The organism is Caulobacter sp. 10L414 (genome assembly GCF_056395525.1).
This window is the reverse complement of the sequence record NZ_JBFTJR010000007.1, coordinates 1-22,631: the sequence shown is the minus strand read 5'-3', so window position 1 is coordinate 22,631 and position 22,631 is coordinate 1. Positions and strand designations below refer to the sequence as shown.

22 protein-coding genes are annotated in these 22,631 nt (G+C 68.7%); 12 read left to right on the top strand and 10 right to left on the bottom strand.

Annotation, left to right across the window (positions count from 1 at the left end; translation table 11 throughout):
• Positions 1-4: 4 nt before the first annotated feature.
• The 8 genes from AC1DCG_RS04035 to tkt form a co-directional block, all read right to left on the bottom strand.
• The gene (locus AC1DCG_RS04035; protein ID WP_477030254.1) at positions 5-694 is read right to left on the bottom strand and encodes a glycosyltransferase family protein; all 690 of its coding nucleotides are present in this window, start codon (positions 692-694) and stop codon (positions 5-7) included.
• A complete protein-coding gene (locus AC1DCG_RS04030) occupies positions 691-2,172 on the bottom strand; it encodes a glycosyltransferase family 2 protein (protein WP_165258809.1) in 1,482 nt (493 codons plus the stop codon). The genes AC1DCG_RS04035 and AC1DCG_RS04030 overlap by 4 nt, the downstream gene beginning before the upstream one ends.
• Positions 2,169-2,801 carry an HAD family hydrolase gene (locus AC1DCG_RS04025; RefSeq protein WP_477030253.1) on the bottom strand — a complete coding sequence of 211 codons (633 nt, stop codon included), beginning with the start codon at positions 2,799-2,801 and terminating at the stop codon, positions 2,169-2,171. Before AC1DCG_RS04025 ends, AC1DCG_RS04030 begins: the two co-directional genes overlap by 4 nt.
• Positions 2,802-2,832: 31 nt before the next feature.
• A complete protein-coding gene (locus AC1DCG_RS04020) occupies positions 2,833-3,612 on the bottom strand; it encodes an ATP-binding cassette domain-containing protein (protein ID WP_165258805.1) in 780 nt (259 codons plus the stop codon).
• A 2-nt stretch (positions 3,613-3,614) separates the two neighbouring features.
• On the bottom strand, positions 3,615-4,340 hold the full coding sequence (locus AC1DCG_RS04015; RefSeq protein ID WP_165258803.1) for an ABC transporter permease: 726 nt from the start codon (positions 4,338-4,340) through the stop codon (positions 3,615-3,617).
• Between the two features lie 129 nt (positions 4,341-4,469).
• Positions 4,470-5,384 carry an NAD-dependent epimerase/dehydratase family protein gene (locus tag AC1DCG_RS04010; RefSeq protein WP_477036927.1) on the bottom strand — a complete coding sequence of 305 codons (915 nt, stop codon included), beginning with the start codon at positions 5,382-5,384 and terminating at the stop codon, positions 4,470-4,472.
• Positions 5,368-6,402: a GDP-mannose 4,6-dehydratase gene (gene gmd, locus AC1DCG_RS04005; protein ID WP_477030251.1), complete on the bottom strand. Its 1,035-nt coding sequence runs from the start codon at positions 6,400-6,402 to the stop codon at positions 5,368-5,370. The genes AC1DCG_RS04010 and gmd overlap by 17 nt, the downstream gene beginning before the upstream one ends.
• A gap of 137 nt (positions 6,403-6,539) precedes the next feature.
• Positions 6,540-8,507: a transketolase gene (tkt, locus tag AC1DCG_RS04000; protein ID WP_477030250.1), complete on the bottom strand. Its 1,968-nt coding sequence runs from the start codon at positions 8,505-8,507 to the stop codon at positions 6,540-6,542.
• A 200-nt stretch (positions 8,508-8,707) separates the two neighbouring features.
• On the opposite strand from tkt, the gene AC1DCG_RS03995 reads away from it, so the two are divergent.
• Together AC1DCG_RS03995 and AC1DCG_RS03990 are read left to right on the top strand one after the other, a co-directional pair.
• A complete protein-coding gene (locus tag AC1DCG_RS03995; RefSeq protein ID WP_477041385.1) occupies positions 8,708-10,735 on the top strand; it encodes an NAD(+) synthase in 2,028 nt (675 codons plus the stop codon).
• A gap of 112 nt (positions 10,736-10,847) precedes the next feature.
• Complete coding sequence (locus AC1DCG_RS03990; RefSeq protein WP_165258793.1) at positions 10,848-12,164, top strand: mannose-1-phosphate guanylyltransferase/mannose-6-phosphate isomerase; 1,317 nt, start codon at positions 10,848-10,850, stop codon at positions 12,162-12,164.
• Here the strand turns inward: AC1DCG_RS03990 and AC1DCG_RS03985 are convergent.
• On the bottom strand, positions 12,148-13,302 hold the full coding sequence (locus AC1DCG_RS03985; RefSeq protein WP_477030248.1) for an AGE family epimerase/isomerase: 1,155 nt from the start codon (positions 13,300-13,302) through the stop codon (positions 12,148-12,150). The two genes, AC1DCG_RS03990 and AC1DCG_RS03985, sit on opposite strands and share 17 nt — an antisense overlap.
• Positions 13,303-13,397: 95 nt before the next feature.
• On the opposite strand from AC1DCG_RS03985, the gene AC1DCG_RS03980 reads away from it, so the two are divergent.
• The 10 genes from AC1DCG_RS03980 to AC1DCG_RS03935 all read left to right on the top strand — a co-directional run bounded on the left by AC1DCG_RS03980 (position 13,398) and on the right by AC1DCG_RS03935 (position 21,185).
• Complete coding sequence (locus tag AC1DCG_RS03980) at positions 13,398-13,946, top strand: D-glycero-alpha-D-manno-heptose-1,7-bisphosphate 7-phosphatase (RefSeq protein WP_477030247.1); 549 nt, start codon at positions 13,398-13,400, stop codon at positions 13,944-13,946.
• Positions 13,943-14,992 carry a dTDP-glucose 4,6-dehydratase gene (gene rfbB / locus AC1DCG_RS03975; RefSeq protein WP_477030246.1) on the top strand — a complete coding sequence of 350 codons (1,050 nt, stop codon included), beginning with the start codon at positions 13,943-13,945 and terminating at the stop codon, positions 14,990-14,992. Before AC1DCG_RS03980 ends, rfbB begins: the two co-directional genes overlap by 4 nt.
• Complete coding sequence (gene rfbD, locus AC1DCG_RS03970; RefSeq protein WP_477030245.1) at positions 14,989-15,873, top strand: dTDP-4-dehydrorhamnose reductase; 885 nt, start codon at positions 14,989-14,991, stop codon at positions 15,871-15,873. The genes rfbB and rfbD overlap by 4 nt, the downstream gene beginning before the upstream one ends.
• On the top strand, positions 15,870-16,745 hold the full coding sequence (gene rfbA, locus AC1DCG_RS03965; protein WP_477030244.1) for a glucose-1-phosphate thymidylyltransferase RfbA: 876 nt from the start codon (positions 15,870-15,872) through the stop codon (positions 16,743-16,745). Before rfbD ends, rfbA begins: the two co-directional genes overlap by 4 nt.
• A 73-nt stretch (positions 16,746-16,818) precedes the next feature.
• Positions 16,819-17,472, top strand: a complete 654-nt coding sequence (gene fsa, locus AC1DCG_RS03960) for a fructose-6-phosphate aldolase (protein ID WP_165258781.1) — start codon at positions 16,819-16,821, stop codon at positions 17,470-17,472.
• Between the two features lie 157 nt (positions 17,473-17,629).
• Entirely contained in the window at positions 17,630-17,863 is a 234-nt protein-coding gene (locus AC1DCG_RS03955) for a hypothetical protein (RefSeq protein ID WP_165258779.1), read from the top strand.
• Positions 17,864-17,949: 86 nt separating this feature from the next.
• The gene (locus AC1DCG_RS03950; protein WP_477030243.1) at positions 17,950-19,350 is read left to right on the top strand and encodes a pyridoxal-phosphate dependent enzyme; all 1,401 of its coding nucleotides are present in this window, start codon (positions 17,950-17,952) and stop codon (positions 19,348-19,350) included.
• Positions 19,351-19,408: 58 nt separating this feature from the next.
• Positions 19,409-19,684, top strand: a complete 276-nt coding sequence (locus AC1DCG_RS03945) for a type II toxin-antitoxin system ParD family antitoxin (RefSeq protein WP_165258775.1) — start codon at positions 19,409-19,411, stop codon at positions 19,682-19,684.
• 47 nt (positions 19,685-19,731) lie between these two features.
• On the top strand, positions 19,732-20,013 hold the full coding sequence (locus AC1DCG_RS03940) for a type II toxin-antitoxin system RelE/ParE family toxin (RefSeq protein ID WP_477030242.1): 282 nt from the start codon (positions 19,732-19,734) through the stop codon (positions 20,011-20,013).
• On the top strand, positions 20,010-21,185 hold the full coding sequence (locus AC1DCG_RS03935; RefSeq protein WP_477030241.1) for a trans-sulfuration enzyme family protein: 1,176 nt from the start codon (positions 20,010-20,012) through the stop codon (positions 21,183-21,185). Before AC1DCG_RS03940 ends, AC1DCG_RS03935 begins: the two co-directional genes overlap by 4 nt.
• Here the strand turns inward: AC1DCG_RS03935 and AC1DCG_RS03930 are convergent.
• Positions 21,112-22,095, bottom strand: a complete 984-nt coding sequence (locus tag AC1DCG_RS03930) for a mechanosensitive ion channel family protein (RefSeq protein ID WP_477030240.1) — start codon at positions 22,093-22,095, stop codon at positions 21,112-21,114. The two genes, AC1DCG_RS03935 and AC1DCG_RS03930, sit on opposite strands and share 74 nt — an antisense overlap.
• Positions 22,096-22,631: the final 536 nt, after the last annotated feature.

The following is a 22,631-nucleotide window of genomic DNA, read 5'->3' as shown; positions in this document are numbered from 1 at the left end:
TCGTTCAGTGGAAAAGTTTGCCGACAGGCTGGACCTGGGAGACGGCGGCGGCGTGCACGCGACGCCCCTCGGCGATCACCCCGTTCATCATCGGGCAGACGAACAGCGCGCCCTTGAAGGCCAGGCGATCGGCATGGGCCATCGAGTGGGCCGCGGCCCGCAGGAACAGACCGGAATTCTCGAAGAAATAGGTGCCGGCCGAGGCCTCGCGCGAGATCACGCGCTTCTCGGCGGCCTCGACCACCTGGCCGTTCTCGCGGCGCAGATAGCTGTAGGCGGGATCCTCGGAGTCGAAGACCGGCACCAGGCCGCCCTCGGCGATCAGCGGCCGAGCCGCGGCCCAGTCGTCCCACTGATAGAGGATGTCGACCAGATCCACGCACAGCGGCTGGTGCGGATCGGCCAGCGCCGCGCCGGCCAGGACGCTGTACATCGCCCCGGCCGTCAGCTGCGACAGGGTCACCTGCCGCGCGCCCGCATAGCGGCCGTTCAGGAACCCGGCCAGTTCGTCCCGTCCCTCGCCCTCGCGCAGGATGAAGATGACGTCCTGCGCCGTGGTCTCGCCGGAGCGGAACCACGGACGCCCCTCGAGCGCGGCCGCCACCAGGGGCTGGCCGCCCACGTCGTAGAGCGCCCGCACGCCATGGCGCGGATGGACCACGTCGGGCCCGGCCAGCGGGACGATGATCTTCACGAGGTCTTCAGCGCCAGGTAGGCGTCGAGATCGGCCGGCGTGCCGATCCCGTGCATGGCCGCGGCCGGCACCTCGTAGACGCCGATGCGGGCGCCGTTGCGGATCGCGTAGTTGTAGACCGGGCAGACGTAGAACTCGTTGTTCACCCGGTCGTTGCGGGCGATCATGTCGACCGCCGCCTTCACGAAGTCGCGCCCGCGCGCGAAGTAGTAGAGGCCCACGGTCGCCAGGTCGGAGATCGCGACCTTCTCCTTGACCTCGGTCACCAGGCCGTTGTCGTCGACCTTGGCGAACGACCACTTCGGATCACGGTCGGCGTCGCGGAAGCAGAGGATCGAGCCGTCGAGGCCGCGCGTCTTGCAGTCGTCGATGAAGGCGGCGCAGTCGAAGTCGATGATCTGGTCGCAGTTGGCGATCAGGATCGGACGATCAAGGTCGATCTGCTCGCGCGCCAGCAGCACCGTGCAGGCGGCGCCTTCGGTCAGGCGGTCGACGACGGCGAACTGGGTGTCGCCGCGGGCTTCCAGCAGCTGCACGGTCGAGGGCTCGGCCTCCAGGTGCTCGCCGCGCGCCAGCAGCAGGTAGTCGGCGTGCGGCGTCGACAGGTTCTCCATGACCTGCTCGATCATCGGACGGCCCAGGACGTCGATGAACGGCTTGGGCTTGGTGTAGCCGGCCTGGGCGAAGCGGCTGCCCTGCCCCGCCATCGGGATCACGACCAGCGGGCCTTGCGCGCTGCGCTCAGTGCGGTTCATCGCCATCCGGGCCTCGTAGTGTTCGATGCGTTGCGGAGAGTAGAAGCTGACGTAGCGGTCGTCTTCCATCGTGATCGCGCCGACCTGGGCCCCGTCGAGGATCGCCTCGTTGAGCGTCGGCGCGACGTAGAAGGCGCCGTTCACCGAGCGGCCGGCCTCGATCGAGCGCATGGCGTAGCGCACGAAGTCGCCGCCATCGCGGAAATAGTAGAAGCCGGCGACCGCGTTGCGGCTGATCGGACGCTTCTCGGCCGCCTCGATGACGCGCGAGCCTTCGGTGCGGACGTAGGACCAGCGCGGGTGCACGGAATCGAACGTCAGGACGCCGGCGTCGTCGCCTCGGGCCTCGAAGGTGCGGACGGCGCCGCGCAGGTCGAAGTCGAGGATCTGGTCGCCGTTGGCGATCACCAGCGGGCCTTCGTCGATATAGTCGACCGCCATCAGCGCCGAACAGGCCGCGCCGTCGGTCGGGCGGTCCAGGATGACGATGTCGGCGTTGCCGTCGGTGGCCAGCAGCGCGACCTGGTCGAGGTTGAACGCACGGCAGTCCTCGGCCCGCAGGACGAAGACGAAGCGGGCGTCGGGGCTCAGACCGCGCAGGTTCTCGACCACGCGCTCGATCATCGGCCGGCCGGCGACCTCGACCAGCGGCTTGGGGAAGTGGAAGTTGGCCGGGTCGAAGAACGCGTCGTTGGGCGCGGCCAGGGGAACGAGGATTTTCATCGAGCCGACTCGGCCTCCCTGATCGCCTTGGCGATACGCTCGTAATTGACGTCGTACACGGTGCCGACGACCAGCACGTGGGCGCCGGAGGCCCGCGCGGCGGCGATGCCGTGGTCGTTGTCCTCGACGATCAGGCACTCATGCGGCTCGAGCCCGAGCCGCTTGATGGCCGCCTCGTAGATGTCCGGCGCCGGCTTGGGCTTGGGCACATCCTCGTTCGAGAGGGTGAAGTCGAGATACTCCGACAGCTTCGACAGTTCCATCATCAACTCCACCGTGCGGCGGATGGAGTTGGAACAGACCGCCAGCTTGTAGCCGTCGCGCTTGAGTTGCGAGAGCGCCATCTGGTGATGGAACATCGGCCGGCAGCGCTCGGTCGTCAGGGCGACCGTGTACTGCTGCTTCAGGTCGTTCAGGAAGCCATGCAGCTTCTGGGGCAACCGGCGCGCACGCGTGAGGATCTCCAGCTTCTTCCGGGTGGGAAGACCGTCGTAGATGCTCAGATGTTCGTCGCGGCTGATCTCCATGCCGAAATGGCGAAGAGCCGAATTGAGCGCCTCGTAATGCCAATCCTTGGCATCGATGAGCACGCCGTCCATGTCGAACAGGACTGCTTTAATCTCGGACATTGAAACTCACCATTGAGTCGCGGACAGCCGACTATCGAGCGGCGGATATACCCTCAGGGAAGCGCGGCGCCAGATCGGCGTAGCGCGCCCAGACCTCGCGCGGCTCGCCGTAGTCGACGATCCGCCCGCGATCCATCCAGATCGCCTGGTTGCAGTATTCGGCCAGCGCCTCGCCCGAGTGGGTGGCCATGGCGAACACCTTGGCCGTCGAGAAGGCGGCCCGCGTATGCTCCACGGCCTTCCGCTGGAAGACCGCGTCGCCCGCGCCGATCACTTCGTCGACGATCAGGATTTCCCCCGGCAGGGCCAGCGCCAGGCCGTAGCTGAGGCGCAGCAGCATGCCCGACGAGTAGGTCCGGGTCGGCAGGTTGATGTACTCGCCCAGCTCCGCGAACTCGATCACCCGCTCGCGCAGGGCCGGAACGTCGCGGGCCGGGATGTCGAACAGCCGGCACAGGAAGTTGATGTTCTGCACGCCGGTCTTTTCGCCGTCGAGGCCGGCGCCCAGCGCGATGATCGACGAGATCCGGCCTTGAACGACGCGGCGACCTTCCTGCGGCCAGTTGATGCCGGCCAGCGTCTTCAGCAGCGTCGACTTGCCCGAGCCGTTGCGGCCGATGATGCCCAGGCGGTCGCCGTCGCGCAGGCTCAGGCTGACGCCGCGCAGGGCGTGGACATAGGTCGCCGCGCCGCCGCGGGTGAGGACGCCGAAGGTGGCGCGACGCGCCACGGCCGTGAACAGCGATTGCTGGCTGCCCGCCGAGAAGACCGGGTAGCGCACGTGGACGGAGTTGAGTTCCAGCAGGGCCACGGTCAGATCCAATAGCTGAGGTTTTTGCGGCTGACGACGAACGACACGCAGCCGATCACGATGGAGGCCAGCGCCGAGGCGATCGAGCCCACCCAGGTGGTCATGGTCGGGATCTGGCCGAGCATGGGAGCGCGGATGACTTCGACCAGGTGGTAGAAGGGGTTCAGGTTGAAGAACCACACGGCCGAGCCCAGGGCCGACTTTTCCCAGAAGATCGGGGTCAGCATGAACAGCACGCCCACGAAGGCCGTCACGGCCGGCGAGACGTCGCGGAACCGCGTGCCCAGCACGCCCAGCGTGAAGGTCCAGCCCAGGGCCGCCGTCAGCACGATCACCAGGCCCGGAATGAGGTACAGCGTGTTGGCGTTGGCGACGTTCTTCACCAGGATCAGCGCCGCGACGTAGACGATCATGTTGTGCAGGAAGGTCAGGAACTGGCCTGCGACCGCGCGGAACACATGGCTCGACGCCGGCAGGTCGTAGGACAGCAGCAGACCCTGGGCCCGCATGAACGCGACCGGCCCCTCGCCCAGCGAGTTGGCGATCAGGTTCCAGCAGGTCATGCCGGCGGCGAGATAGACGAAGAACTCGTCCAGAGGCCGCTTGAAGATCTTGGCGAACATGAAGGCCAGGCCGCAGATCGTCGCGGCGTGGCTGATGGTGATCCAGAAGGGACCGATCGTCGTACGGCGATACCGGCTGACAAGGTCATCCCAGGCGAAAACCATCCAGATATGGACCGACGTCAGCCCGGCGCGGAGATCTTGGATAGATCTGCTCGAATTGTCTGTAGACATAAGGCTCCAGGAGCATTCAGTGTTTTATCGCGCCCTGCGACCGAAGGCGTGAAAAGCTGTTTACGTAAGGGCGGCGTTGCTCACGGCTGAGCGGTACATTCTTTCCAGAAGGGATTCTATCGTTTGAAGATCCCAGCCCCCGATCGAGGCCTCGAGCCGTCGGCGATCACCAGTGATACTCTTGGGCTCTCCCGACCGAATTAAGGCTTGGTCGCGGACCACGGCCATGTCGCGCCCGGAGATCTTCTTGAGGATCTCGACCAGGCTGGCCAGGTGCACGCGCCGTCCCGAGCAGATGTTGAGCGGCTCGGTAGGCTCGGCCTTCATGATCAGGCGGACATAGGCCTCGCACGTGTCGTCGACCGACGAGATGTCGCGGTAGAGGTCCAGTTCGCCCAGCGTGATGCTGGTCGCGCCGCGCGCGAAGGCGCCCACGATCTTCGGCGTCAGGAAACGCTCGTCCTGGCCCGGACCGGTGTAGTTGAACGGCCGGACCACCTGGATCGGCAGCGTCCGGCCCGCCACGCGGCACATATGCTCGACGCCCGCCTTGCTGGCGGCGTAGTGGTTGCCCGGAGCGACGGGGTGGTCTTCGCCCACCACGGCGCCGTCCTGGGCCGGGGCGTAGATCGAGGCGCTGCTGGGAATGATCGTCAGCCGGGGCGGACGATCCTCCAGCGCCTGCAGGAGGTTGGCCACCCCCACGACGTTCGCGGCGTAGACGGCGGGGTAATCGCGCCCGCCGGCGAAGCTGTAGCCCGCCAGGTTCACGACCACGTCCGGACGCGCGATCTCGACGGCCCGGGCCAGCGACGCGGGATCGAGCAGATCCGCGGCGATGGCGCCGTCCTCCCCGCTACGCGAGGAGACAAAGGTTTCGACGCCTAGGGCGCGGAGACGCCCCACCAGCACGCGGCCGGTGAAACTCTCTCCGCCGACGACGAGAACCGAGCCCGGATCAGAACGAGAAGCCACGCTCGTTCCTCTGCAGGTCGGCGGTCACCATCATCTTGCAGAGCTGTTCCACAGTGGTTTCCGGACGCCAGCCGAGTTCGTCGTGGGCCTTCTGGTACGAGCCCAGCAGCAGGTCCACTTCCGCCGGGCGGAAGAAGCGTTCGTCGATCTCGACCAGCACCTTGCCGGTCTTGTCGTCCACACCCTTTTCGTCGACGCCGGCGCCGGTCCAGCCGATGGTCACGCCGACGGCCTCGAAGGCGATCTCGACGAAGCGACGCACGGTCGTCGTCTTGTTGGTCGACAGGACGAAGGTGTCCGGGGTGTGGTGGTCGAGGATGCGGCACATGCCGTCGACGAACTCGTCGGCGTAGCCCCAGTCGCGCTGAGCGTCGAGGTTGCCCAGACGCAGCACGCTTTCCTTGCCCTGCGAGATGCGGGCGACGGTGTTGGTGATCTTGCGGGTCACGAACTCCTGCCCGCGCAGGGGGGACTCGTGATTGAACAGGATGCCGCTGGTGGCGAACATGCCGTAGGATTCACGGTAGTTCACGGTCAGCCAGTGGGCGAACAGCTTGGCGGCGGCGTACGGGCTGCGCGGATAGAACGGCGTGCTCTCGTCCTGCGGCACCGCCTGGACCAGGCCGAACATCTCCGAGCTCGAGGCCTGGTAGAAGCGGATGGTCTTGTCGACGCCCCGGATGGCCTCGAGCAGGTTCAGCGGACCCACGCCGGTCATCTGGGCCGTGGCCACCGGCTGGTCGAACGACACGCCCACGAAGCTCTGGGCCGCCAGGTTGAAGACGTGCGTCGGCTCGGACCGCTCGATCAGGCGATAGGCGGCGCCGATATCAAGAAGATCATACTCCGCCAGCGAGAGTTTAGGGTGCTGAAGCAGACCGAGATCATCGAGTCGCCAAAAGTTCACCGAGCTCCCACGACGGTAGGTGCCAATGACTTCAAATCCATCCTGGATCAAGCGGCGGCAAAGATAAGCGCCATCCTGACCGGTAACGCCGGTAACAACTGCTCGCTTCATAGATTGGCTACTCTTCCCCAGCGCCCAGGGGCGCGCTTATTCGATACAGGCTCCCGGCGAACCCGCCAACCCAAAAGGGTGAACGGCGAACCGTTCACCCTCGTGGGTTATGGGTGCGGCGTGTAGCAACCCACGCTTTATCGTTCAACAGCATCAACCACCGCCTCAGCGGTGATGCCGAACTCTTTATAAAGACGCTCGAACGGGGCCGACGCGCCGAAGCCCGTCATGCCGACGAACTTGCCGTCTTCGCCGATGAAGCGCTCCCAGCCCTGGCGGATGCCGGCCTCTACGGCCACGCGCACCGGGGCCGAACCGATCGTCGCCTTGCGGTAGGCGGCCGGCTGCTGGTCGAACAGCTCCCAGCACGGAACCGAGACCACGCGGGTCGGCTTGCCCTTCGACTGCAGCACTTCGCGGGCGGCGACGGCCAGGCCGACCTCGGTGCCGGTGGCGAAGATCGTCACGGCCGCTTCACCGCCTTCGGCGGCCAGCAGCTCGTAGGCGCCCTTGGCCACCTGGTTCTCGCCGGCGGCGGTGCGGACGTGCGGGGTCTTCTGGCGCGACAGGCACATCACCGACGGCGTGGTGTTCTGCTGCAGGGCCACCTGCCAGGCCTCGGCGGCCTCGACGGCGTCGGCCGGACGGAAGACCAGCAGGTTGGGGATGGCGCGCAAGGACGCCACGTGCTCGACCGGCTGGTGGGTCGGGCCGTCCTCGCCCAGGCCGATGGAGTCGTGGGTCATCACGTGGATGACCTTGGCCTGCATCAGGGCGCCCAGGCGGATGGCCGCGCGGCTGTAGTCGGCGAAGGCCAGGAAGGTGCCCGAGTACGGGATGACGCCGCCGTGCAGCGCCATGCCGTTCATGGCCGCGGCCATGCCGAACTCGCGCACGCCGTAGTGGACGTAGCGGCCGGCGTAGTCGGGCGTGTCATAGGCGCCCATGCCCTTGACCAGGGTGTTGTTCGAGCCGGTCAGGTCGGCCGAGCCGCCGATCATTTCCGGGATGACCGGGATCAGCTGGTCCAGCGCCGAGCCCGAGTGCACGCGGGTGGCGTTGACGGGCTTGTTCTCGACGGCGGCGGCGATGTGGGCCTCGAGCTTGTCGAAGGCGCCGGCCGGCAGCTGGCCCTTGACCACCGCGCGGGTGAACTCAGCGCCCTTGTCCGAGGCGGCGACGGCGGCTTCCCAGCCCTTGCGGACGCGGGCGCCGCGGCGGCCGACGCTCTTCCAGGCCTTGGCGATGTCGTCCGGCACGGTGAACGGCGCGGCGTCCCAGCCCATGGCGGCGCGGGCGGCGACGATCTCGCTGTCGAACAGGGTGTAGCCGTGGCTGTGGGGGTCGCCTTCTTTCGGACCCGCGCCCTTCGAGATCAGCGTCTTGCACGCGATCATGGTCGGGCGGTCCTGCTTGGTCGCCCAGCGCAGGGCGGCGGCGATCTTGCCGTGGTCGTGGCCGTCGACGACCTTCACGGCCCAGCCGGCGGCCTTGAAGCGGGCGACCTGATCACCCGTCTCGGCGATCGTGGCCACGCCGTCGATGGTGGTGTTGTTGTCGTCGAACAGCACGGTCAGCTTCGACAGCTTCAGGCGGCCGGCCAGGCTGATGGCCTCGTGGCTGACGCCTTCCATCAGGCAGCCGTCGCCGGCGATCACCCAGGTGCGGTGGTCGACGAGGTCCTTGCCGTAGACGGCGGCGAGGTGAGCCTCGGCCATCGCCATGCCGACCGAGGTGGCCAGGCCCTGGCCCAGCGGACCGGTGGTGGTCTCCACGCCCGGGGTGTGGTGCACTTCGGGGTGGCCGGGGGTCAGCGAACCCCACTGACGGAAGTTCTCGATCTCCTTCATCGTCACGGCCTTGTAGCCGGTCAGGTGAAGCAGCGAATAAAGCAGCATCGAGCCGTGGCCGGCCGACAGCACGAAGCGGTCGCGGTCGGCCCAGTCTGGCTTGGAGGCGTCGAACTTCAGGAACTTGCTGAACAGCACGGTGGCCACGTCGGCCATGCCCATCGGCATGCCCTGGTGACCCGACTTGGCCTTGTGCACGGCCTCCATCGAAAGGACGCGGATGGCGTCGGCCATCTTGATCGGCGAGACGGGCATGGGCTCTGGCTCTTCGGCTTTTATGTCTGTGGACGGCGGGGGCGCCTGCGCGGCCCGCACGTGACATGCGTGGCCTCCAGGGTCAAGCAACCGGGGCACAAGCCCCGCAGGCTGAGGCCGCTATGCAACGGCGCGCGGACCGGATATAGCTGGACCCCGACTTATGCTCAGTTTCAGCATAACCTCGAAAGGTCGACCGCGTGGGCAGCCCGTCGTTCTTCTCTCCCTACCGTCACGGCTTCGTCCGGGTCGCCGCGGCCGTTCCGAAGGTCAAGCTGGCCGATCCGGCCCAAAACGCCGACCGCGTGCTCGACCTCGTCCGCCAGGGCCACGACCAGGGCGTGGCGGTGATGGTGTTCCCGGAACTGGGCCTCACCGGCTACTCGATCGACGACCTGCTGCAGCAGGACGTGCTGCTGGACGCCGTCGAGGCGGCGATCGCGACCCTGGCGCGGGAAAGCGCGCACCTCTCGCCGATGTTCGTGGTCGGCGCGCCGCTGCGTGACGGCGGGCGCCTCTACAACACCGCCGTGGCCATCCACGCCGGCCGGGTGCTGGGCGTCACGCCCAAGAGCTTCCTGCCCAACTATCGCGAGTTCTACGAGCGCCGCTGGTTCACGCCCGGCGCCGGGGTGACGGGCAAGACCCTGCGGCTGGCCGGCCAGGACGTTCCGTTCGGGACCGACATCCTGTTCCGCGCCGACGGCTTCACCGTCGGCGTCGAGATCTGCGAGGACGTCTGGACGCCCAATCCGCCCAGCACCGCCCAGGCGCTGGCCGGGGCCGAGATCCTGCTGAACCTGTCGGCCAGCAACATCACCATCGGCAAGTCCGAGACCCGCCGCCTGCTGTGCGCCAGCCAGTCGTCGCGCGCCGTGGCGGCCTATGTCTATTCGGCGGCCGGCGCGGGCGAGAGYTCGACCGACGTCGCCTGGGACGGCCACCTCGACATCCACGAGATGGGCGCCTTGCTGGCCGAGACCGAGCGCTTCTCGACCGGCCCGACCTGGACCTATGCCRACGTCGACGTCGAGCGGCTGCGCCAGGAGCGCATGCGCGTGGGCAGCTTCGGCGACGCCATGGCCCTGGCGCCGCCGCCCGTTCCGTTCCGCATCGCTTCGTTCGACTTCGTCCCGCCGGCCGGCGACCTGCCCCTGGCCCGGGCGGTCGAGCGCTTTCCGTTCACGCCGTCGGATCCGGCCAAGCTGCGCGAGAACTGCTACGAGGCCTACAACATCCAGGTCCAGGGCCTGGCCCGGCGCCTGGAGGCCTCGGGCCTTAAGAAGCTGGTCATCGGCATCTCGGGCGGCCTCGACTCCACCCAGGCCCTGCTGGTGGCGGCCAAGGCCATGGACCAGCTTGGCCTGCCGCGCGCGAACATCCTGGCCTACACCCTGCCCGGCTTCGCCACCTCGGACCGCACCAAGGACAACGCCTGGGGCCTGATGCGCGCCGTCGGCACGACCCCCGCCGAGCTCGACATCCGCCCGGCCGCGACCCAGATGCTGAAGGACCTGGGCCACCCGTTCGGGCGCGGCGAGCCGGTCTACGACGTCACCTTCGAGAACGTGCAGGCGGGCCTGCGCACCGACTACCTGTTCCGCCTGGCCAACCACAACGCCGCGCTGGTGGTCGGCACCGGCGACCTGTCGGAACTGGCGCTGGGCTGGTGCACCTACGGCGTCGGCGACCACATGAGCCACTACAACCCCAATTGCGGGGCGGCCAAGACGCTGATCCAGCACCTGATCCGGTTCGTGGCCCATTCGGGCGACGTCGACGCGGCGACCACCGCCCTGCTGGAAGACATCCTGGCCACCGAGATCTCGCCCGAGCTGGTGCCGGGCGAGCAGGTGCAGGCCACCGAGAGCTTCGTGGGCCCCTACGCCCTGCAGGACTTCAATCTCTTCTATATGACGCGCTACGGCATGGCGCCGTCGAAGATCGCCTTCCTGGCCTGGAGCGCCTGGCATGACGCGGCCAAGGGCGGCTGGCCCGCCGGCCTGCCGGAGACGGCGCGCCGCGCCTACGACCTGGCCGAAATCCGCAAATGGCTGGAGCTTTTCCTCAAGCGCTTCTTCGCCAACCAGTTCAAGCGCTCGGCCGTGCCCAACGGCCCGAAGATCTCGTCCGGCGGCGCCCTGTCGCCCCGCGGCGACTGGCGAATGCCCTCGGACGCCGCGGCTGATGCATGGCTGGCCGAGCTTTCCGGGAACACGCCCAGATAGAGCGCTTGGCGGTCGACACCAATGAATATGACCGTCCGGCGGGTGGACCCGGCCGGATTTGTCCTATAGTCCGCACCCCCATAGGCATCTTGGAAAGCTGGGGGTTTTTTCGGTGGACGCCATCTATCCGGTCATCCTGTGCGGCGGGTCAGGCACGCGCCTCTGGCCGTCGTCGCGGGCCGACCGCCCGAAGCAATTCCTCAAGCTGATCGGTGACCGCTCGAGCTTCCAGGAAACCATCCTGCGCGTGATGGACCTGCCCGGCGCCCGGGAAATCGTCGTCGTGACCGGCCGCCAGATGGCCGAGCTGGTCGAGCGCCAGGCCCGCGAGATCGGCGCCAATCTGGTGGTGATCATCGAGCCCGAGGCCCGCGATTCCGCGCCCGCCATCGCCGCCGCGGCCGCCTATGTCCGCGCCAAGACGCCCGACGGCGTGGTGCTGATGCTCGCCGCCGACCACCACATCGCCGAGGTCGACGTCTTCCGCGACGCCGCCCTGACGGCCGTGTCCGCCGCCCGCAACGGCCTGATCGTCACCTTCGGCGTCCAGCCGACCGGRCCGGCCACGGGCTTCGGCTACATCAAGCCCGGCCAGCCGCTGCCCAGCGGGGTCAAGGCCATCGAGGCCTTCGTCGAGAAGCCCGACCTGGAGACCGCCAAGCGCTACCTGGCCGAAGGCTACTACTGGAACAGCGGCAACTTCGCCTTCTCCGCCAAGACGCTGCTGGAAGAGCTGGACGCCTACGAGCCGGCGATCAGCACCGGCGCGGTCCAGGCCGTCGACAAGGCCGCCCGCAACGGCATCACCCTGCATCTCGACCCGGAATCCTTCTCGACCACCACCAAGAAGTCGCTCGACTACGCGGTGATGGAGCGCACCTCGAAGGCCGCGGTGGCCCCGGCCGCCTTCACCTGGTCGGACCTGGGCGCGTGGGACGCGATCTGGGAAGCCTCGATCCGCGACCCCTCGGGCAACACCGCCAACGGCGACGTGCACCTGATCAACACCAAGGGCGTCCTGGCCCGCTCCAACGGTCCGTTCGTCGGCGCCATCGGCGTCGAGGACCTGCTGATCGTGGCCGAGAACGACGCGGTGCTGGTCTGCCGCCGCGACGACGCCCAGGCGGTCAAGACGCTGGTCGACGTGCTGAAGGCCAGCGGTCGCGACATCGCCCACCGCCACGCCATCGCCTTCTCCGGCGGCATCGAGCGCCAGCCGGTGACCCGCTCGGCCGCCGCCGAGGTCTCGCTCTGGCGCTTCGAGGCGGGGGCCATGACCAGCCTGCCCGCCAGCTCCATCCAAGTCCTGGACGGCGCCCTGGAAGCCGAGGTCGAGACCTACGCCCAGGGCGCGCGCGCCGACCTGCACTCGCCGGTCATGGTGCGCGCCGCCGAGGCCAGCACCGCCCTGATCACGATCTGGCGCTGACGACCCGGTCCAGCTCCAGGATGGCGCAGACGATGTGATAGAAGGAGCTGGCCGGCGCCGGCTCCTCCACGAACGTCCCGTCGGCCTGGAGCTTGTCGCGCCACAGGCCCGGCACGGCCACGTCGAGATACTTCAGCAGGGCCTCGGCGCCGTCGGCCGCCACGTCCATCCACGCCGCGTCGCCGGTGACCTGGGCCGCCAGCACGCCGGCCTTCACCCACTCGGTCTGGGCCCACAGGCGGGCGACGCCGTCGTGCACGCTCATGTCGTCCAGCAGGGCGAAGATCGCCACGCCGCGCGCGGGATCCACGCCCGGCCCCTTGCCGATCTCGATCATGCGCAGGGCCGCGGTCTTGGCGTCGTCGCGTCCGGACAGCTGGCTCCAGCGCAGCAGCAGCCAGGCCCACTCGAACTGGTGGCCCGGCTCGACGATGCGCCCGGCCACGCCGGGGGCGGGGTTCCAGTCGCCGTCATAGTATTCGCGCAGGCCGCCGCTCTTGGGATCGATGAACTTGGCCAGCGCCAGTTCGGCGATCTCGTCGGCCATTTCGCGCCAGCGCGCGTCGCCCCCTGCCTCGATCCAGGCCAGGCTGGCCTCGAAAAGATGCATATGCGGGTTCGACAGCAGCGGCAGGGTGCGCGGAACGCTTTCCTCGAAACCGGCCACCGGGTGCTTCAGCGAGCCGTAGAGGGCGTCGCGCAGTTCGACGGCGATCTGCGGCAGGTCCTCGCGCTCGGGCAGGGCCTGGCTGGCCATGGCCAGGCCGAACAGGCCGAAAGCCTGGTCGTAGAGGTCCACCTTGTCGTCCAGCGGCGCGCCGTCCGAGCCCACCAGGGTGCGGAAGAAGCCGTCCGGGCGGCGGTAGCGCGCCAGGTAGAACGCCAGGCCGTGGGCCAGCGCCTCGCGCCAGGGGCCTTCCCAGCCCAGCATGCCCGCCACGGCGTAGGAATAGATCTGGCGCGGCTGCACCCGCGCCCGGCGCGGCGCCTCGACCGGGCTGCCGTCGAGGTCGATCTTCTCGAAGAAGCCGCCGTTCACCCGGTCGGCCCCCACCGTCCACCAGAGCGGGAAGGCGTCGTTCAGGGCCCATGTCTTGAGCTGATCCCGCAAGCGGACGATACGGGCGGCGTCGGTCATGGAAGTCTCCTCAAGGTGAGCCGTTTCTAGCCCGCTCCGTTCGAGGCGCAACCCTCTGCTTGTGGCGGTGCAGGGGCTCGCGTAATGGCTAGCGGATGTCCAGCGAAGCGCCGCTCAAGGCCGTTTTCTTCGATCGCGACGGCGTGTTGAACGCGGACCACGGCTATGTCCACGACCCCGCGCGCCTGGAATGGATCCCCGGCGCCAGGGAAGCCGTCGCGGCCCTGACCCGGGCGGGTGTCCGCTGCATCGTGGTCACCAACCAGTCCGGCGTCGCGCGCGGCTACTTCCCCGAGACGGCCGTGCACGCCCTGCATGCCTTCATGCGCGAGGAACTGGCGCGCACCGGCGGCGAGATCGCCGCGTTCTATCACGCCCCCTTCCACAAGAACGCCGTGATCGAGGCCTATCGCCACGACGACCACCCCGACCGCAAACCCAACCCCGGCATGATCCTGCGCGGCCTGGCCGAGCACGGCCTCTCGCCCGAGACCTGCGTGCTGGTCGGCGACAACGACAGCGACGTCGAAGCCGCCCGCCGGGCGGGCGTCGAGGGCTTCCTGTTCGAGGGCGGCGACCTGCTGAACTTCCTCGAGCGCAAACTGGGGCGGCGTTTTCCGGCCGCGCCTGGAGATCCGGCTTGAAACTTCTCGTCACCGGCGGCGCCGGCTTCATCGGCTCGACCCTGGTCCGCAGCGCCCTGGCCGCCGGCCACGCCGTCGTCAATGTCGACGCCCTGACCTATGCCGGCGATCTGGCCAACCTGACCGAGGTCGAGGCCCATCCGGCCTATGCCTTCGAGCAGGCCGACATCGCCGACGCCGAGGCCATGGCGGCCCTCTTCGCGCGCCATGATCCCGACGCCGTGCTGCACCTGGCGGCGGAGTCGCACGTCGACCGCTCGATCGACGGCCCGCTGGCTTTCGTGCGGACCAACGTCATGGGCACGGCCGTGCTGCTCGAGGCCGCCCGCGCCCATCATGGCCGGCTGCCCTCCGAGCGCGCCGCGCGCTTCCGCTTCGTCCATGTCTCGACCGACGAGGTCTATGGCGCGCTGGGCCCCGACGACGCGCCGTTCGACGAGCGCTCGCCGATCGACCCGACCTCGCCCTATTCGTCCAGCAAGGCCGCTTCCGACCTGCTGGCCCGCGCCTGGGGCCGCACCTATGGCCTGCCGGTGATCGTCACCTCGTGCTCGAACAACTACGGGCCGCGCCAGCATCCGGAAAAGCTGATCCCGACGGTGATCTTCAACGCCCTGGCCGGGCGCCCCATCCCGGTCTACGGCGACGGGCGGCAGGTCCGCGACTGGCTGCACGTCGAGGACCACGCCGCCGCGCTGCTGCGGGTGCTGGAGGCCGGCGTCCCGGGCGAGACCTACCTGATCGGCGGCGACGCCGAGCGCGCCAACATCGACCTGGTGCGCACCATCTGCGCCGCCCTCGACCGCATCCGCCCAGGCAACACCCCGCGCGAGGACCTGATCACCCACGTCACCGACCGTCCGGCCCACGACCGCCGCTACGCCATCGACGCGGGCAAGCTGCAGCGCGATCTCGGCTGGTCGCCTGCCATGACGGTCGAAGAGGGCCTGGAGCGGACCGTGCGCTGGTACCTCGACAACGACGGCTGGTGGGACGCGCTGCGCGCCAAGGGCTTCGCCGGCCAGCGACTGGGCGTCAGCGCGTGATCCGGATCCTCCAGTTCGGGGCCACCGGCCAGGTGTCGCGGGCGATGATCGCCGCCGCTCCGGGCCGGGCCGCCCTTGCGCCCCTGTCGCGCGCCCAGGTCGACCTGGGCGACGTCGCCGCGATCGAGGCGGCGATCGCCGGGGCCGACTGCGACCTGGTGATCAACTGCGCCGCCTTCACCCTGGTCGACAAGGCCGAGGCCGAGCCCGAGGCGGCCCGCGCCGCCAACGCCCAGGCCCCGGCGGCCATGGCCCGGGCCTGCGCCGCCCGCGGCCTGCCGCTGGTGCATCTGTCGACCGACTGCGTGTTCGACGGAACCCTCGACCGCGCCTATCGCGAGGACGACGCGCCCAACCCGCTGTCGGTCTACGGCGCCACCAAGCTGGAGGGCGAGACCGCCGTCCTGGCCTGGGAAAAGGGCGTCGTGCTGCGGGTCTCCTGGGTGTTCTCGCGCTTTGGCCGCAACTTCATCCGCACGATGCTGGAGCTCGGGCGGACAAGGGACGAACTGCGCGTGGTGGCCGACCAGTACGGCTGCCCGACCGACGCCGTCGCCCTGGCCGACTTCCTGCTCGCCGCCGCCCCGCGCTGGGCCGGCGCCGCGCCCGGCGATCCGGCCTTCGGCCTGTTCCACTTCACCAACGCCGGCGCGACCTCGCGCCACGACCTGGCCGCCGCGGCCCTGCGGCGCGATCCCCTGACGCGGGCGCGGCTGTCGCCGATCGCAAAGCGCGACTTTCCCGAACCCGCCGCGCGGCCGCTCAACGGCGCGCTCGACAGCAGCCGGGTTTCCGCCGTGTTCGGCTGGCAGGCCGAGCCATGGGCGAGCGCCGTCGCGCGCGCCGCCGACCAGATCATCGCCGAAGGATTGGACACATGAGGCGCGGGATCATCCTCGCCGGCGGCTCGGGCAGCCGGCTGGCCCCACTGACCCTGGCCGTCAGCAAGCAGCTGCTGCCGGTCTACGACAAGCCGATGATCTACTACTCGCTGACCACCCTGATGCTGGCCGGGGTGCGCGAGGTGCTGATCGTCACCAACCCGCATGACGAGACCGCCTTCCGGCGCCTGCTGGGCGACGGCTCGCAACTGGGCCTGCGCATCGAGTACAAGCCCCAGGCCTCGCCCGACGGCATCGCCCAGGCGCTGATCCTGGGCGAGGCCTTCCTCGACGGGGCCGACAGCGTCGTCGTCCTGGGCGACAACATCTTCTTCGGCGCCGGCTTCGCCGACGTGCTGCAGAGAGCCGCCGCCCGCCCCGCCGGCGCCACCGTGTTCGGCTACGCCGTGGTCGATCCCCAGCGCTACGGCGTCGTCGAGATCGGACCCGACGGCGGCGCCCTCAGCATCGAGGAAAAGCCCGCCAAGCCGCGTTCGCGCCACGCCGTGACCGGCCTCTACTTCTACGACGGCAAGGCGCCGGCCATCGCGCGCGGCCTCAAGCCCTCGGCCCGCGGCGAGCTGGAGATCACCGACGTCAACCGCGCCTATCTCGACGCCGGCGACCTGACCGTCGAGCGCCTGGGCCGCGGCTACGCCTGGTTCGACACCGGCACCCACGACTCCTTGATGGAGGCCTCCGAATACGTCCGCGCCATCGAGCTGCGGCAGGGCTTCCGCATCGGCTGCGTCGAGGAAGTCGCCTTCCAGATGGGCTTCATCGACGCCGACCAGCTGCGCGCCCTCGCCGGCCCGGCCCCTAAGACCGGCTATCACCGCTATCTGCGCCAGCTGGCCGACGGCGAGATCTGAAATCCTGGCGCGGCCGGCCCCGAGGGGCTAAACCCGCTGTAAATTCTCCACAACAAGGCCCCCGCGCAGAGCCATGCAGATCTTCCTCGACAGCACCGACACCAAGGTCATCGCCGACTTCGCCGCGACCGGCCTGATCGACGGCGTCACCACCAACCCGACCCTGATCGCCAAGTCGGGCCGCCCGATGCTGGAAGTGATCGCCGAGATCTGCGACCTCGTCCCCGGCCCGATCAGCGCCGAAGTCGCCGCCACCACCGCCGACGCCATGATCGCCGAAGGCGCCAAGCTGGCGCAGATCGCCCCCAACGTCGTGATCAAGCTGCCGCTGACCCGCGACGGCCTGATCGCCTGCGGCCACTTCGCCAACGAAGGCGTCAAGACCAACGTCACCCTGTGCTTCTCGCCGAGCCAGGCCCTGCTGGCCGCCAAGGCCGGCGCCACCTACGTCTCGCCGTTCATCGGCCGCCTGGACGACTACGGCTTCGACGGCATGGACCTGATCCGCGACATCCGCGCGATCTACGACAACTACGGATACGAGACCGAGATCCTGGCCGCCTCGGTGCGCAACACCGCCCACGTCAAGGAAGCCGCCATCGTCGGCGCCGACGTGGTCACCATCCCGCCGGCGGTGTTCGGCGACATGTTCAAGCATCCGCTGACCGACAAGGGCCTCGAGCAGTTCCTGAAGGACTGGGCCGGCACCGGCCAGTCGATCCTGTAGTCGGCCGGGCGATTTTCCAGTCGCCGCAAACCGTTGCACCACAAGGCGCGGCCCCGGATTCGTCCGGGGCCGTTTCTTTTTGCGGCTGCGAAGGTGGTTCGCAAATGCGAATTCGCGCGTTAGGGTCGGGAAACCTCGAGTTCTGAGGAGCGCGCCCATGAAAGCCGCCGACATCGCCATCGACATCTGCCTGGCTTCCGCCGAGGAAGCCGTGCGGTTCTCGCGCTTCGTGCAGAGCTTCCTGGCCAGCAACGGCTTTCCGTTCGTGATGATCCACAACACGCCCGAGCTGGGCGCCGAGCGCCGCAAGGTGGTGTTCGAGGACGTCGGCGTCGGCCACAAGTTCGCGCGCGAATGGCGGATGGACCGGCTGGCCGCCGCCGGCGCCTGACGGCCAAGCTTGAATAACGGCGTTTCCCGTTTCCGGTTTTGGGCGTTACACAGGGTGATCGTTTCGCCCTGACCCGGAGTCGCGCCATGAACGACCCCAGATCCGCACTTCCGCCGGTCGCCGGTTCCGCGCTCGACCTGATCGGCCGCACGCCGATGCTGGAGGTCCGCAACCTCGACACCGGCCCCTGCCGCCTGTTCCTGAAGCTGGAAAGCCAGAACCCCGGCGGCTCGATCAAGGACCGCGTGGCCCGCTCGATGATCGAGGCGGCCGAGGCCGACGGCAGCCTGAAGCCGGGCGGGACCATCATCGAGGCCACCGCCGGCAACACCGGCCTTGGCCTGGCGCAGGTGGCCAGCCTCAAGGGCTACAAGCTGATCCTAATCGTCCCCGACAAGATGGCGCGCGAGAAGATCCTGCACCTGCGGGCTATGGGCGTCGACGTGCGCCTGACCCGCAGCGACGTCGGCAAGGGCCACCCCGAATACTACCAGGACATGGCCCAGGCCCTGGCCCAGTCGATCCCCGGCGCGATCTACGTCAACCAGTTCGCCAACCCGGCCAATCCGCTGGCCCACGAGACCGGCACCGGCCCGGAGATCCTCGAGCAGATGGGCGGCGACGTCGACGCCGTGGTGGTGGGCGTCGGCTCGGGCGGCACCCTGACGGGCGTCGGCCGCTACATGGCCAAGCATTCCCCCAAGACGAAGATGGTGCTGGCCGACCCAGTCGGCTCGATCCTCTGCGACTACGTGGCCACCGGAACCTACGGCGAGGCCGGTTCGTGGATCGTCGAGGGCATCGGCGAGGACTTCATCCCCGACAACGCCCAGATGGACCTCGTCTCCAAGGCCTATTCGATCAGCGACCGCGAGAGCGTCGACACCGCCCGCGAGCTGCTGCGCAAGGAGGGCGTGCTGGCCGGCTCGTCCTCGGGCTGCCTGCTGGCCGCGGCCCTGAAGTACTGCCGCGAGCAGACGCAGGCCAAGCGGGTCGTCACCCTGGTCTGCGACACCGGCGCCAAGTACCTGACCAAGATGTTCAACGACATGTGGCTGGCCGCGCACGGCTTCGACCAGCGCGAGCTGCACGGCGACCTGCGCGACCTGATCGCCAAGCGCTACGCCGACGGCGGCGTCATCGCCATCGGGCCGGGCGACACCCTGCTGACGGCCTACAACCGCATGCGCTCGTCCGACATCAGCCAGCTGCCGGTGGTCGATCACGGCAAGCTGGTGGGCATCCTCGACGAGAGCGACATCCTGGCCGCCGTCGAGGGCGGCGACGAACATCGTGGGGCCCGCTTCAAGACCGCCGTCGCCCAGGCCATGACGCGCGAGATCAACACCCTGCAGGCCCACCAGGGCGTCGAGGCCCTGCCCGAGGTGTTCGATCGCGACGAGGTGGCCCTGGTGGTCGACGGCGACGAGTTCGTCGGCGTCATCACCCGCGTCGACCTGCTCAACCACCTGCGGCTGGAGGCGTGATGGTTGCGGTTTTGTTCCCACGGAGTCATGCTGCGATCGAAATCGACACGAGGGTCGCATGACCATCCAGGTGAAACTGACGCCCGCCTTGGAGAAGTTCGCCGAGGACCTCGTCGCCGAGGGGCGCTACGCCGACATCGACGCCGTCGTGAGGTCAAGCCTGACCCTGCTGCAAAGCCGTGAGGCCGAACGTCTGGCGCTCAGGCGATCGATCGACGAGGCCATCGCGGAGTCCGAGCGCGACGGCTATGTCACGCTCGATGAACTGATGGTCGAGCTGGACGCCATCATCGAGGCCGCCGAAGCCGAACAAGCCGCCGCAGCGCACGGGTGAAGCCCGCGCAACTCACACGGCGCGCCCAGCGAGACGTCGCGGCGGCGATGTCGAGGATCGCCGCCGATAGTCCCCGGGCGGCAAGGCGGTTTCAGGCTCTGGTGCGCGAACTCGCCGTGCGGCTGGGCGAGTATCCCGAAAGCGGCTTCGAGCGCCCGCAGATCATCGGCCCGCCCTTCCGACTGGCCGCGGTTCGCGACCATCCCTATCTCGCGATCTACGACGCCAGCGCCCAGCCGGTGTTGATCGCTCGCGTTCTGCATGGCGCACAAGATCTTCCGAACTTGTTGCGCGACCTTCCATCGCCACAACGTCCAGAGACTTCATGACCGACATCCCCGGCAAGAACCGCCTGGCCTTCGCCACCCGCGCGATCCACGGCGGCCAGTTCCCCGACCCGACCACCGGCGCGGTGATGGTGCCGATCTACGCCACCTCGACCTACGTCCAGTCGAGCCCGGGCGAGCACAAGGGCTTTGAGTACAGCCGCAGCCAGAACCCCACCCGCTTCGCCTTCGAGCGGGCGATCGCCGACCTGGAGAGCGGGACCGCCGGCTTCGCCTTCGCCTCGGGCCTGGCGGCGGCCTCGACGATCCTGGAGATCCTCGACAGCGGCGCCCACGTGATCGCCAGCGACGACCTCTACGGCGGCTCGTTCCGGCTGTTCGACAAGGTGCGCAAGCGCTCGGCCGGCCTGACCTTCAGCTTCGTCGACATGGGCGACGTCTCGGCGATCGAGGCGGCCATCCGCCCCGAGACGAAGATGATCTGGGTCGAAACGCCGACCAACCCGATGCTGCGCCTGGCCGACCTTGAGGCCATCGCGGCCCTGGCCAGGCGACGCGGCCTGATCACCGTCGCCGACAACACCTTCGCCAGCCCCTTCGTCCAGCGGCCGCTGGAGCTGGGCTTCGACATCGTCATGCACTCGGCCACCAAGTACCTGAACGGCCACTCCGACGTGGTCGCGGGCGTGGCCGTGGTCGGCGACAATCCGCAGCTGATCGACAGGCTGAAGTTCCTGCAGAACGCCGTCGGCGCGGTGCTGGGGCCGTTCGACAGCTTCCTGGCCCTGCGCGGGGTCAAGACCCTGGCGCTGCGCATGCAGCGGGCCTGCGACAGCGCGCTGGAGATCGCCCGGTGGCTGGCCACCCGCAAGGACGTCGAGCGGGTGATCTATCCGGGCCTGGAGACCCACCCCCAGCACGACCTGGCCCGCCGCCAGATGCACGGCGGCTTCGGCGGGATCATCTCGGTCGAGCTGAAGGGCGACGAGGCCGCCGCGCGGCGGGTGCTGGAGCGCACGCGCCTGTTCACGTTGGCGGAGAGCTTGGGCGGGGTCGAGAGCCTGATCGAGCATCCGGCGATCATGACCCACGCCTCGATCCCCGCCGATCAGCGCAAGGCGCTGGGGATCAGCGACACCCTCATCCGGCTTTCGGTGGGGATTGAGGACTGCTCGGACCTGATTTCCGACCTTTCCTCGGCGCTCGCAACTTGAACAGGTGATGGTCCTTGTCGCCGGGCATGGCCGGCGACGGGTCCGGGGCCTTGGAGGCCCGGGGCGGCGGCAGTTCGCGCGTCGGGTCCTCGGCCCACAGGTGGGCGGCCAGCATCAGGTCGGTCCTCACCGGGCCGTGGTCCTCCTTGGCGGTCCAGACGCGGATGGCGGCCTGGGCGAACACCTCCGACAGGTCGGTGACCTCGATCATCGGGGCGGGATCCTTGCGCACCCGCGGATCGTTCTCGGCCCGCTCGCGCATCTTCTGCAGCACCAGGACGAGGTCGGTCTTCAGCGGCACCTTGAACAGCACGTCGGCGCGGCGGGTGCGGTGGGTCGAGTAGTTGAGGATGACGTCGCCGAACACCTTGCTGTTGGGGATCATCACCTTGACGTTGTCGGGCGTGGCGATCTCGGTGAACAGCAGGTCCAGCGACTTCACCGTGCCCTGGCGGGTGGCCGTCTCGATGACGTCGCCGACGCGATAGGGGCGAAACAGCAGGATCATCACCCCGGCCGCCACGTTCGACAGCGCCCCCTGCAGGGCCAGGCCGATGGCCAGCGAGGCCGCGCCCAGCACGGCGATGATCGAGGTGGCCTGCACGCCCAGCTGCTGCAGCACCGCCACCAGGCCGATGGCGACGATGGCGTAGCGCACCAGCGAGGAGACGAAGCTTTCCAGCGTCGGGTCGGGATTGGTGCGATGCACGCGGCCCAGCGCCCGCCTGGCCACCCCCGCCAGCCAGCCGGCCGCCCAGAAGGTGACGATCAGGATGATCGCGGCGACCACCAGGTTGACGGCGATCTTGCCCAGCCAATCCAGGAAATGCCCGAACATGGTCTCGTCGGCCTTGATGTTGGCGATGGACGGCAGGGAAAGGTCTTGCGGTACGACGGTCGGCTTGCTCATGAAACTCTCGATGGCGCCCCCGCGCCGGCCGGTCAACGACGCCCGGCCAAGGTTCGTTCCGTCCCGATGGATCCATCCTCCCCCCTGCGGTGGCGGCCCGAAGGGCCGGAGGGCGCCAGACCCCCGGAGCATCCGGCTCCAGGAACCTCCCCCTGTGGGGGAGGCGGCCGAAGGCCGGTGGGGGGAAGTTCTCAGCTTGCGGGGCATTGGTCGTCTTCCCTCCAACTCCCCCCACCGATCGCTGCGCGATCGCCTCCCCCACGGGGGGAGGTTCCCGGTTATGGGGATAGAGCCCCGTCCATCCCCGGCGCTCGTCGAAAAGAGTCCCACGAACTCAACGCTCTACAACTTTCTCAGCCAATTCAATCAGACGCGCTGAAACCCGGGGCATAATCAAAGCCGTCCCCGCCATGGGGAGGGCTCTTGGTACCGGCCCAAGCGTGGCGAGGACCGCATCGAGCGGGGCCGCAAGAAGGTCTCGGGAAGGCGGGACAGGGTCTGTTCGTGGATAGATCCGGGGCCCTGCGAACCCTTCC